Annotated in this window: 6 protein-coding genes, 2 tRNA genes and 3 pseudogenes; 5 read left to right on the top strand and 6 right to left on the bottom strand. The window is 50.0% G+C overall.

Annotated features, from left to right (window positions below; translation table 11 throughout):
* Nucleotides 1-175: 175 nt before the first annotated feature.
* From ACO7SM_RS08690 to ACO7SM_RS08680, 3 genes and pseudogenes are all read right to left on the bottom strand, one after another.
* Nucleotides 176-871: pseudogene (locus ACO7SM_RS08690) on the bottom strand (IS1 family transposase).
* 119 nt (nucleotides 872-990) lie between these two features.
* Nucleotides 991-1,443 (bottom strand): hypothetical protein, encoded by a 453-nt coding sequence (locus tag ACO7SM_RS08685; RefSeq protein ID WP_490470488.1) that lies wholly within the window; start codon nucleotides 1,441-1,443, stop codon nucleotides 991-993.
* 1 nt (nucleotide 1,444) lies between these two features.
* Nucleotides 1,445-5,668 (bottom strand): RHS element core protein, encoded by a 4,224-nt coding sequence (locus ACO7SM_RS08680; RefSeq protein WP_490470487.1) that lies wholly within the window; start codon nucleotides 5,666-5,668, stop codon nucleotides 1,445-1,447.
* 278 nt (nucleotides 5,669-5,946) lie between these two features.
* Here ACO7SM_RS08680 and ACO7SM_RS08675 point away from each other — a divergent pair.
* Both ACO7SM_RS08675 and ACO7SM_RS08670 read left to right on the top strand, forming a co-directional pair.
* Nucleotides 5,947-6,144: pseudogene (locus ACO7SM_RS08675) on the top strand (hypothetical protein); the annotation flags it as partial.
* A 42-nt stretch (nucleotides 6,145-6,186) separates the two neighbouring features.
* On the top strand, nucleotides 6,187-6,648 hold the full coding sequence (locus ACO7SM_RS08670) for a hypothetical protein (RefSeq protein WP_490470899.1): 462 nt from the start codon (nucleotides 6,187-6,189) through the stop codon (nucleotides 6,646-6,648).
* Nucleotides 6,649-6,883: 235 nt separating this feature from the next.
* On the opposite strand, the pseudogene ACO7SM_RS08665 reads toward ACO7SM_RS08670, so the two are convergent.
* A pseudogene (locus tag ACO7SM_RS08665) lies at nucleotides 6,884-7,997 on the bottom strand (tyrosine-type recombinase/integrase).
* A gap of 162 nt (nucleotides 7,998-8,159) precedes the next feature.
* Nucleotides 8,160-8,235: transfer RNA gene (locus ACO7SM_RS08660), tRNA-Asn, on the bottom strand.
* Between the two features lie 192 nt (nucleotides 8,236-8,427).
* Between ACO7SM_RS08660 and ACO7SM_RS08655 the strand changes: the two genes are divergently transcribed.
* From ACO7SM_RS08655 to ACO7SM_RS08645, 3 genes are all read left to right on the top strand, one after another.
* Complete coding sequence (locus ACO7SM_RS08655) at nucleotides 8,428-9,882, top strand: EmmdR/YeeO family multidrug/toxin efflux MATE transporter (protein WP_490470486.1); 1,455 nt, start codon at nucleotides 8,428-8,430, stop codon at nucleotides 9,880-9,882.
* A 99-nt stretch (nucleotides 9,883-9,981) separates the two neighbouring features.
* Nucleotides 9,982-10,057: transfer RNA gene (locus ACO7SM_RS08650), tRNA-Asn, on the top strand.
* Nucleotides 10,058-10,598: 541 nt separating this feature from the next.
* A complete protein-coding gene (locus ACO7SM_RS08645) occupies nucleotides 10,599-11,372 on the top strand; it encodes a lipoprotein YafT (protein WP_490470485.1) in 774 nt (257 codons plus the stop codon).
* A gap of 130 nt (nucleotides 11,373-11,502) precedes the next feature.
* On the opposite strand, the gene ACO7SM_RS08640 is transcribed toward ACO7SM_RS08645, so the two are convergent.
* Nucleotides 11,503-11,892 carry a hypothetical protein gene (locus tag ACO7SM_RS08640; protein ID WP_490470484.1) on the bottom strand — a complete coding sequence of 130 codons (390 nt, stop codon included), beginning with the start codon at nucleotides 11,890-11,892 and terminating at the stop codon, nucleotides 11,503-11,505.
* Nucleotides 11,893-11,901 lie beyond the last annotated feature (9 nt).

The raw sequence follows: 11,901 nt of genomic DNA, 5'->3' as shown, positions 1-11,901 counted from the left end.
TTAAGTTTGCCAAGACCACCAGAATGACAACCTTTTTACGGTATCTATATAAGCAGGCCTTAGGTAGATATGAGAAATGGAGCTTCTCAAATTTCAGTTAGTAATCATTCAATTAAATTACCACTAGCGATTATTACGTCAATTCCAGGTCACGTATTCAATGAGTTGATTAACATTATTGCAGGTAATATACTCGCTCAATAAAGGTACCGATAACTTTGTCATGTATTTCTGCCGATTTCGAATACCCTAAAGTCTTACGGTTCAGCCGTTTCAGCCTGTTACGAAGCGTCACATTTTCACGCTTGATACGCTGCGTGTAGAGTTTACCAGTGATGTGTTTTCCATTCGGCAACATGTCATGCGCTGAAGCTATCTATACACCAGAAGACAACTTTAAATCCCGCCAGCAACTTCAATAAGTTACGGAGCGTCTTTTTACTGCGACGGCCAAAAGCATGCTCAATAATACGTTTGAGGCGAGGCTCCCATGCATACCACAACCAGCGCTGTTGCTTCTTATTGCCCACAAATGACCACATCTCATCAACTTCATAGATTGGCTGAATTTGCAGGTTGTCCAGCGGAAGCGTTGTTACACATCGCGGCGTAAGTTTTTTAGCATGAGAACAACGGCATTAATACTGATATGCAGTGCCCGTGCGGCGTCACGAATACCGGCATTGTTCATAGCAAAATTAACAATCTGTTCTTTCATGCCGTGCTGGCAGGCGCAGTATTCATACTCAAGCTGGAAGGTTTGGAAGCCCCCTGGCTACGATAACGCTGATGGTTAGCTTTCCCCAGACCTTGTTTTTTTAACAGGGTCAGTTTGCTCACAAAACGGGCATTTCACATCAACTTTAGCCATTGGATACACTCAGCAGAAGAGCGATCTTACAACATGATCAACACCTTGAATACTTGATCCAATTCCATTACCTTACATACATTATTATTTGCGATTCAGATACTAAGTACTAAATTTCATTATGGTAAAATACACTTGTTTTTAAGAAATTCACTAACAATGCTATCTATTTTCTCTGTTTTTAACAAACCATCAAGATAACCACATGACAATATAAAATCACCATTAGACGCCACGGAATATATATATCCCGGCGATGATGAATTATCATCGGAATGTGCGTTTGTTATTACAAAAAAATACGGCGTTAATATATCGCCTGTTGGAATTCCTAGAACATCATATTTTATGAATAAGTATTTAAATGCATTTTTTATGAAAACAGGTTCTATTTTTTTATTTGATGTTTTTGGAGGCATAAATTCAGCACTCTCACTTATCGCCTGTAAATTTGCATATAACGGTTTCCCTCCTAACTCTCCATGTGTAAATAAATAATGAAGTTTAGCCCCCCCCCATGCTATCAAACTTAACAGGAGACATGCAAAAAAAATGAATTTGCTATTCTTCATTTCAAATTCCTAACCTAGGATTATAATGAGAAAGAACAGAGGGCAGAGGAGCACCTTGTGCGTAATGCACTGAGTTTCCATGAGATAACATCCCACCCAAGAACCCTACAGTCGCAGGAAATTGGGCTGGTTTTCCACCATTAGCGATAGCGTACCTGATAAAATCACTAGATACATTTGCATCGTATAGTGCATCGATTACCATTGTGGCGCAATTATGAGAAAAATATGAATAATCACCTATGTCACTGTAATTATCTTTTATATATTTCATCATTCTTTCTTCTTGTTCTGGTGTAGTATCTATTTCATACACAGTAGTGGCTCTGTAAGTAGATTGCCAACTTAGGTAGTTTGTCAACTCGGATCCGAACTTTGTATTTGTGCCATAGCTGTAAACTCCATGACCACTAAACGCTAATGCGGCATGACCAAATGGGTTTCCGTCAGTTTCACCGCCAACTAATATTAATGTTTTTAAGCCTAAGGGATCTATATATGCAATAGGATTTAGCGGGTATTGGAATAAATTACTCCCTCCTTCCAGCCCTATCGGATCCTGAGTGATATACCGTCCCTGCAATGGTTCGTAATATCTGTTCCGGTTATAGTACAGTCCCGATTCATCATCATACTGCTGCCCAGGTAGGCGGTACGGCTGGAACAGATGCTGCGGATTCTCCTCATCTAGCTGATTTCCCCACTCGTCATACTCCCCACGCCATTCCGTTGCCCCTTCGGTACTGATAAGCGCCAGCGGCAATCCCCGGTGGTCGCAGTGATAAAGATGTATTTTTCGCTCAGGCATATAAACCGGCTCTATCTGTGCCGCCAGCCGCTCCACCGTCAGCCCGCACTGTGCAAGCCACTGGCGGCTTTCACTGCTCACGCGGTCTGCCCGGATTTCCCCCTCCAGCCTGTCCAGCATCCTCACCAGTTCCGCCGGGAACACCACACCGTGGCCGTCTTCGCTCCCTTCCTGCTGTAACTTCTCCGCCAGGCTGCGGCACTGCGCTTTCTCCCGCTCACCGTTGTCTGTTTCGATGCGGATGAGCGGCGCGAAGCTCCCCAGCTGGTATACCGTCTGGATACGCGTGGTGTCGGTCTGTACCGTCGTCAGCCGGTCGCCGTCCCATCCGTACCACGTCACCTCCGGTTTACGCGACAGCGACATCCATCCCGTCAGGTCACGCTCGCGACGCCACACCCGTTTCCCCGTCCGGCGGCCCAGCGGGTCGTAGAGGTAGCGGCTCTCGACCAGTGTCTCCTCATGCTGTATCCGCGTGTAAAACACCAGCCGGTGCTGGCTGTCGTAGTGGTAGTGGTGGGTCCGCTCGTCGTCCGTCCGTATCACACCCGTCGGGATGCGGTCCGTCTTCTCCGTCAGCCTGCCGTATTCATCGTAACGGTACAGGTAATGCGCGTCTTTGGTGATGCGGTTATCCGGCCACGCCGTGAGGGTGCTGTCCGGGTGCAGTTCCGGGTCCGGCAGCCGGTTTCCCGCCGGGTCGGTCGCATACGGGATGCGGATGTCCAGGTCTGGTGCAAGGGTGCGCACGCTCTCCAGCCTGCCCGTGGCACTGTAGCCGTATTCCCGCGTCTGCCGCGGGCCGCTGATGCGCACCAGGTCGCCATTGTCATTCCAGCCGTAGTCACGGTCATACACCAGGCTGTTCAGGTGCTGACTCTGTAACTGGCCTGCGGGGGTGTAAGTGCTGGTCAGTTCATATGCATTATTGCCGAAGCTGCGCACCGTTTCCCGGTGCAGTCTGTCCCGTGTGTACTCCACCAGCGGCGTGTCGCCCAGTTTCATTCCCGCCAGGTAACCGCTGCCGTAGGTCAGCCACTCCACTGGCGGCAGGCTGTCTGCCTGAAAGCGGTTTGCCAGCCCCTGCTCGTTGTAAGCGTGTTTCGTCTCATGCTGCCAGAGCAGTTCCCCCGTCTTCGGGTTATGTACCGTCTGGCACTCGCCTGTGAGACGTCTCTTACGGTTATAGCCGTAATGTACCGCCACCCGGTGACCTTCGCTCAGGTGGCTGATTTCTGTCAGCCAGCCGTGGTCGTCATACTGCCACTGTTCTGCTGTTTCGCCGTTCACCGTTCGGCGGGTGATGCGGTCAGACGCATCGTAGTGCCAGAGGGTGACTAGTCTTTCATCTTCGCTCTGCGTGAGTTTCCCTGTCAGGTCATAACGGTAACGCTGCGTCCGCCCGTCAAAGCCGCGCTGCTGTATCAGGCGGTCAAGCACATCCCAGCTAAATTCTGTATGGCTGCCGTTCTCGTTGGTCAGGCTGATGACACGTCCCGCTGCATCGTATTCCATGCTGCGCGTCAGCCCACCCTGTGCGGTGCTGACGGCCTTTCCCCACGCATCGTACTGTGTCTCACTCCGGTTGCCGTCCGGGGCAATGACGGCGGTCTGGTCGCCTGCGGCGTTGTACTCATACTGCGTTTCACGGCCCTGCGTATCTTTCACCGAGATTAACTGGCCACGGTTGTCGTAACTGCGGTAAAGGCTGATGCCTTCCTCACGGTGAACCGCCGTCATTTGCCCGAAGCGGTCATATTCATAACGGGTTTCATAGCCTGAGCAGTCGGTGAAGGTCTGTAACTGCCCGTAGCGGCTCCACGTCATCTGCTTGCGGCTACCCGTCGCATCTTCTGTTACAGAGGGTAATTCACTGTGTGGATTATCATAACTGAACCAGGTGACATCGCCGTTGCGTGCTGTTTCCTGCGTCAGACGCCCGTACTCATCATATTTCCTGCGCATTTCCAGTCCGTCAGGCCCGGTGTCTGAGGTTAACTGGTTCTGATTGTTATAGTAAAATTCCGATTTCCTGCCGTCCGGCGTGGTGATGCACGTGACGAGTCCCGTCACCACATTCGGACTGTATTCTGTTGTCCGGCCTGCTGCATCCGTCTGTGACTGGAGTCGCCCCATATAGTCAAATTTACTTCGGGTGATGCTGCCATCCGCGAGTTCCGTTTTCACCACACGTTTCAGCCCGGCTTCACCTTCTGTGTGCAGCACCTCGCGCCGGTTCAGGCTGTCGGTGATGGTGATGCGGTTTTTCTCATACTGATAGGTGTAGCTTAAGCCTGCCGGATTAAACTGCTCCGTCACGCGCCCGGTGTCGTCATAGCGGTAACGCATCTCCGGTCTGCCTGCGTAACGGTGCGCCACCATCCGGCTCCGGTATTTATCATCGTAAGTAAAGTGGCGCATCTGCGTACCGCTGCGGTCATACACCGCCGCCAGCTCACCGCGTGGCGTCCAGTCGTAGCACACCAGTGGCGCGGCAGGTAAATTTTCCGGGTATTCCGGGTCGTGCGTCAGCCACACCGCTGACAGGCGGATACCATTATCCCGGCCATACTCCGTATAGTCCGGCAGTAAATCCGGGATATCCGGTCGTTTTGTTCCGGCTGCAACCGCCTGCTGCCGGGCCTCTTCTGCCCGTTGCGCCTGTGTGGTCAGCACCAGGCGGAACTGACGGCCTGCGCCATCGGTCACGCCAGTGATTTCCCCGATAAATTCGCCTGCGGCCTCACGCCGGAAGGTCAGTGTGCGCCCGAAGCGGTCCACCAGGCCGGTCAGCACCCGGTACGGCGGCAGCGGAGCAGGCAGCACCTCATCCACATCCGGCACCCGCTCACTCCAGCTGAGTACCCACCACGGCCCCTGCGGACTGTTCGTCGCCAGATAAATATGCGGACTCAGGCGGAGTTCTTCCGGCAACGCCTGCCAGAGCGGGGCAAGACGGTGACTTTCATTCAGTTTCGCCACGCCGCCGCGCACCAGCCAGAATAATTCGCTGCGGCTGAAGCCATCCTCACCGGGAAACAGGTGCTCAAAATGAATGCTTCTGCCACCGTTATCATTGAGTATCAGTTCGTTATCGTGTATCTGTAAGCGGATATCAGAGGGCGCTTTCCAGCCGGGACCGAAGATACCGACGGGCGCAGGGGTTTTCGTCCGGTAGCTGCTGTAGGTGCGGGAAAGAATGAACGGTAACGGGCCGGGCAGCGCGAAATCGGTTTCTCCGGGCAGCACCTTTGCACTGAGCAGCGGATTCACCGGCTTGCCGGAAGTGACTCCGCCGGGACAAACTGAACAGGCCACGCCGGTTGGCGCGCCAATTCTCACGCCTGCCGACCCCTGGACTATCGGGCCGCCTTTCATTGTGGCATCGCCCTGACGTGCCGCCGGTTTTCCGCTCATCGCTGATATCCTTTTTATTGTTCATCTGGCCTGATGCTGGCGGCACCAGACAAAATAATAAATAACGTTACTATATGAAACGAAATACGCCCTTTTTACATTCATTTTTTTGACCGATATCAACGGGACGAATTAACTGACAGGATATTTATTGAAAAATGTTTTCATATTGCTCGATATATTTTTTATATAAATGCATTTATTGTTAATATTTATCGAATGATTGTATTTTCTGTGCGTCTGCTTCCGCTAAACTTCTTGCTGCAAATTACCGATCATTGTATTGTTGCGCTGCGCCTGCAAAATCAGGCGTCGGGATTGGAACCCCGAAAGACTTCACTGACGACACATCTTTTTGTGTCGCGCACGGTTACACCTCAATGGCGGGCCGGGCGGGGGCATCGCAAGATGCGCCAGTGTCAGTGAGGCTGGTAGTTCCAACCCCGTCCGGCTCCGCCACCCGCGAGATTGGAACCTCTGGTGGTGGACATAATCATCACTCGCTGGAGGCTGCCCCTATGGCAACTACCCTCACTTCTGAATGCAATTTACTCTTAGTTCCTTTCAGCGCCACCACAGATTTCACCGTTCTGGCCGATCATTGCGATCGCTTCGCCCAAACCCTGCCCGAATGCCACGATCCGGTACTGAAAATGGCGCTCAGTGGCAGGCTGAACACCTGTCTTGCACTACTGCGGCCCACGCTGGGCGAACCGATACCGCCGCACCTGATTGGCCGCTTTACCGTGGATGTTCTTCCTGATGTTTCACCGGGATTTACCCCTGATGCAGACCTGCTCTGTGATTACTGCCTGGCGCTGGTGCAGGTACTGACCGGGCGGTCACTGTTGCCGGAAACCGAAATGACGCTGACCGGGCTGTTGTGCGATCTGGTCTGGTATTTTGCCGATGGTCTGAAAGCCCCACGCTGGATACGTACTGCTGGTGGCGTTCAACCTGTCAGTGAGGTGACTGTATGATCCAAAAGGACTGGCACCCTGCTGATATTTTTGCAAGCGAATCAAAACAGTCAGTTGCCTATTAATAAGGCATTCATTAATGGGTTTTTACCCAAAACTATTCTACTGAAATAATTTTTGACGTTTCCCGATTAATAATGGCAAAAATAGCGACAATACCTCTCAATACAAAAAAGCAGATCCCGGTCAATCAGGATCTGCTTTTCCAGTTTTAATGATTTACGCTATTTCTGATTCAGACAGCCTTATGCTGCCGCGCATAAATATACGGCGCAACATACCCCTCGCGGCACACATCCAGATAATCTGACCACCACTCCATCATGTCCTTTCTGGCCTCCAGGTGCTCTGCCTTATGCACGTATGCCGCCCGCAGGCTGTTTCGTTCTTGGTGGCTCATTTGCCGCTCCACCGTATCGCGCGACCAGAGACCCGACTCCACCAGGGCGCTACAGGCCATCGCCCTGAATCCATGCCCGCACACATCTTTTTTGGTGTCATGGCCCATCAGACACAGAGCCCGGTTGGTGGTGTTTTCACTCATCGGCTTGTACGGGTTATGGTCGCCGGGAATAACCAGTTCCAGATTGCCGGAAATCTCCTGTATCGCTTCAGAATGGCAATCGCCTGGCAGGACACAATATGCGGGGTACGCATTTTTGCGCCACGAACTGAAAACCGCACCTTGTTGATGGCTTCGCGGCTGGCAGGGATGGTCCAGATTTTGTTTCGAAAATCAATCTCGCTCCAGCGGGCAAAGCGTAGTTCACGGGAACGGATAAATAGATGCAGTGTCAGCACTACCGCGAGGCAAGTTAACTCCGGCCCTGCTGTACGGCATAGCGCATGATGTTTCAGAGTTGCTGCCGGATTCGGGACGCGACTTCGAGAAAACCTTTATCCTCGATAACCTGCAGTAACGCTGTGAAATGCTGCGTTTCAGTGTGGTACCTGGCAGATGACCAATGACCGGAAACATATGATTGTTCATGCTAGCAAGAAGACGTTCAGCAAAATCAGCCGACCATTTTTTGTTGGTTTTGTGCCAGGCCAGCACCACCGCCTTAAAACACTTTTCAGGGGAGCAGGCCGCTTTCTCTGCCATGCGCTGTTGCGCCGGGTTGATATTCTGCGCCAGTAGCTTGCGGATACCGTCGCGCTGCTGCCTGGCTTCCGCAAGAGAGGCCAGCGGATATGCGCCCAGACTGACTCTGGATTCTTTGCCTGCAAAGCGGTATTTGAGATACCAGATGCGCGAACCACCCGGTAGATACAGACCATGAGAGTCGGAGAGTTTCCGGACAGGAAGAAGGTTTTAACTTGCGGATTTTAGAATCGTTTAAAGACATTTGGGGGTCACTCCAGAATCGAACCAAACTGACCCCAGATCTGACCACCAAATTATCCCGATGCGGAGAGAAAACTAGATACGCACCGGGAAGGATTTTCACGCTAACTCACTGAATCATAAACAGACAGAGACGTATAAGATAAGCATGAAAACAGCAATTTGGCTCCTCTGACTGGACTCGAACCAGTGACATACGGATTAACAGTCCGCCGTTCTACCGACTGAACTACAGAGGAATCGGTGTGGAGGCATATCTTAGCGGCGAAATTTTTTTTGTCAAACCCCATTTCCCCCATAACGGTTCATTTGCCGTTTCTCTCAACAATTTGTAGCAATTCCAGACATTTTAGATGGAAAAAACTTTGCAGCTTTTCTGTTTCTCCCTCATTATTTGAAATGAGGTTTCAACTTTCTCTTTAAGGTCCACTTTGAACGTCTCCGCCGCATTACGCCGGGCTGTATCCCGCACGCCCTGGTATGCCAAACGCAAGAGTTATAAAGTTCTTTTCTGGCGTGAAATCACTCCGCTCGCTATTCCTATTTTTCTTGAAAACACCTGTGTCCTGTTAATGGGGGTATTAAGTACCTTCCTGGTCAGTTGGTTAGGTAAAGAGGCCATGGCGGGGGTCGGGCTCGCCGACAGCTTCAACATGGTCATCATGGCGTTTTTTGCCGCTATCGATCTGGGTACTACGGTCGTGGTGGCGTTTAGTCTGGGTAAACGCGATCGTCGGCGTGCCAGGGCCGCGGCGAGACAATCGCTGGTGATCATGACGCTTTTTGCCATCGTACTGGCGGCCGTGATTCATTATTTCGGTGCGCAGATCATTGATATTGTGGCCGGAGAAGCCACTCCAGACGTGAAAGCGCTGGCGCTGACCTATCTGGAACTGACGGTTATCAGTTATCCAGCGGCCGCGATCGCACTGATTGGCAGTGGCGCGTTGCGCGGGGCGGGTAATACCAAAATCCCGCTCCTCATCAATGGCGGCATGAATATCCTGAATATCATTATCAGCAGTATTTTGATTTACGGGATTTTTTCATGGCAGGGGCTGGGATTTGTGGGCGCAGGACTGGGGTTGACCATCTCCCGTTATATTGGTGCCGTCGCCATTATCTGGGTACTGATGATTGGGTTTAACCCGGCATTGCGAATCACCTTAAAAAGCTACTTTAAGCCGCTAAATTTCGCCATTATCTGGGAAGTGATGGGCATTGGCATTCCGGCAAGTATTGAATCGGTTCTGTTCAATAGCGGAAAACTGCTCACGCAAATGTTCGTTGCGGGGATGGGCACCAGTGTCATCGCCGGTAATTTTATTGCGTTCTCGATTGCGGCACTGATAAACCTGCCGGGAAACGCACTGGGATCGGCATCAACCATCATCACGGGCAGAAGACTGGGTAATGGTCAAATGGCGCAGGCGGAAGTTCAGCTACGCCATGTGTTCTGGCTTTCCACCATCGGATTAACCGCAATCGCGTGGTTGAGCGCGCCCTTTGCCGGAATAATGGCATCATTTTATACGCACGATCAGGATGTAAAAGATGTGGTAGTGATCCTTATCTGGCTGAACGCCGCATTTATGCCTATCTGGGCGGCATCCTGGGTATTACCTGCCGGATTTAAGGGCGCACGTGACGCCCGGTATGCCATGTGGGTTTCGATGTTGGGGATGTGGGGATGCCGAGTCATCGCCGGTTACACGCTAGGGATTGTCCTTGGCTGGGGCGTAGTGGGTGTCTGGATGGGGATGTTCTTCGACTGGGCAGTCCGGGCGGCTCTCTTTTACTGGCGCATGGTGACCGGACGATGGCTCTGGAAATACCCTCGCCCGTCGCATGAAAAGTGTGTAAAACAAGCGAACACGTGTGAATAAACGGCGAAATGGGGAAAATTTCGGCAAACAGCCAAGTTTGTGCATTCAGGCTTTGACAATGACGATGGGCGTCGCTAATATTCGCCCCGTTCACACGATTCCTCTGTAGTTCAGTCGGTAGAACGGCGGACTGTTAATCCGTATGTCACTGGTTCGAGTCCAGTCAGAGGAGCCATATTTAGAAAAGCCCGCTTTTTAGCGGGCTTTTTGCTTTCTTATTCAGGCTTAATTCGCCTGTACCCGAATGGGGGCTGTTGCGGCAAACAGCCACGGGCGCGCCTCGCTGTTCACCAGCCCAGACTCGTCTTCTTTGACCTAATATCTTCAAGTGATTCTCAACGCCACTCGTTCCCCCTTGCCTTCGGGTAAAATTCTCCGACTTCCGCTTTTCAATGTTCCACTTGTCTATTTCTGGTTCATGCCTGTTTATGTCGGGCGGAGTAAATTCCATCGATTTTCGCGCCCTTTTATTATTCAATATATATACATCAGCCTATGTATTTAACATCCCGGATATAATTTACAGTGTTGGCGTGAATTATTTTCAAACCCAATTAATACCAATTCATTTATCAGATTAATGAATATAATGTCATCACAGTGAAAATAGTTATATACATGGAATTCTATTTTGTTAGTTTCTGATGCAGGTATATAATTCTTTACGGATTTTCTGTCAGTCAAAATAATTATCTGATGCAGATGGGGAAAAGGAAATGAATTCCAGGGTAGCACTATTTTTATGTGTGACGGCAATTTTACTGGCTGGCTGTGTACCGCGTTCGCCCATTGATGCCAGGAAAGCAGGCGCATCCCGAGCAGAAAGTGATACCAGTAAAAACATGCCGGTAAAACTGACAGACAAAGATATCTTTGGTAATGAAACCACGCTGGCAGTTTCTGAAGAGGATATTCAGGCGGCACTGGAAGAGAACGTTGTCCGCGTGCCACTGAATTCTGCGGTCATCCTGGTACAGTCAGGAAGTCGCGCACCTGAAACCGCGATGCAAAATGAGATGAGTAAATATTATACCGTCGCAACATTTTCTGGCATTCCGGACAGACAGAAAGCGGTTTCCTGCACTAAAGACGAAAACGGGGAAACCGTTGCCGGTGAAAACATGAACTGGATGCAAGCATTACGCTTTGTTGCTGCAAAAGGTCATCAAAAAGCCATTATCGTTTACCAGGACATGTTGCAGTCCGGCAGATATGATCCCGCAGCAAAAATGACAGTCTGGTCGGACTACAAAGACGGTAACGTGACGGATTTGGCCTCACTGCGCTATCTGGTGCGTTTCACTCTGGTTGATGTGGCGACGGGCGAATGGGCAACATGGTCACCGATAAACTACGAATACAGCGTACTTCCAACGCTGCCAGGGGATAATAAGACCCGTACTACAGAAACTACAGAACAACAAATCACTCAGCTTAAGATGAAAACCTATGCGGCGGTGGTTAAAGATCTGGTGAACCGCTACCAGTAATCAGCGTTGCCTGCCTCCGATAGATTATCGGTGGCAGGTCGTGATACCAGAAATATCGGCACCTCGGACATATTAATTGATATGGAGTAGTACACCTCATTTTTCTCATGAATTACATCTGCGACACTTATCATTCCACATTATTATTATCATGTTTGGTTATATAATCTTTATAAATAATAATTGTATCATCATAAACAGTTAGTCTTTCTGAATAATCTTTATTGTTTTTATAATTATTTTTCATTGTGGTCAATTTGCTTTCAACATTTGAACAGTTTTCCCTAACAGAATCGACAACAAAATGATAAGTTATTTCATCAAGACGGCTATCAAAAAAACTAACCCAGGACTCACAGGCGTCAGCCATCTCAAAGAAATCCTGAAGATCCTGAGGCGTCTCTAGAATAGCGTGATAATCATTATCACTGACAGTTCTATTGGTGGTTTTAGAAAATGACAAGCTGGAACAAAAACACATTGTAATAAAAATAGCAACTATCAAAATTTTGTTACGCATACCCCCCCC

The sequence above is a fragment of the Citrobacter sp. LJND-P06 genome, from assembly GCF_058188415.1.
The sequence above is the reverse complement of the archived record's forward strand: the minus strand, read 5'-3'. Positions and strand labels throughout refer to the sequence as shown.

Excerpts from the sequence above, each read along its gene's own strand:
- ACO7SM_RS08645 (WP_490470485.1), top strand. The coding sequence starts at position 10,599 with ATGAATTCCAGGGTAGCACTATTTTTATGTGTGACGGCAATTTTACTG.
- ACO7SM_RS08670 (WP_490470899.1), top strand. The coding sequence starts at position 6,187 with ATGGCAACTACCCTCACTTCTGAATGCAATTTACTCTTAGTTCCTTTC.
- ACO7SM_RS08685 (WP_490470488.1), bottom strand. The coding sequence starts at position 1,443 with ATGAAGAATAGCAAATTCATTTTTTTTGCATGTCTCCTGTTAAGTTTG.
- ACO7SM_RS08680 (WP_490470487.1), bottom strand. The coding sequence starts at position 5,668 with ATGAGCGGAAAACCGGCGGCACGTCAGGGCGATGCCACAATGAAAGGC.
- ACO7SM_RS08640 (WP_490470484.1), bottom strand. The coding sequence starts at position 11,892 with ATGCGTAACAAAATTTTGATAGTTGCTATTTTTATTACAATGTGTTTT.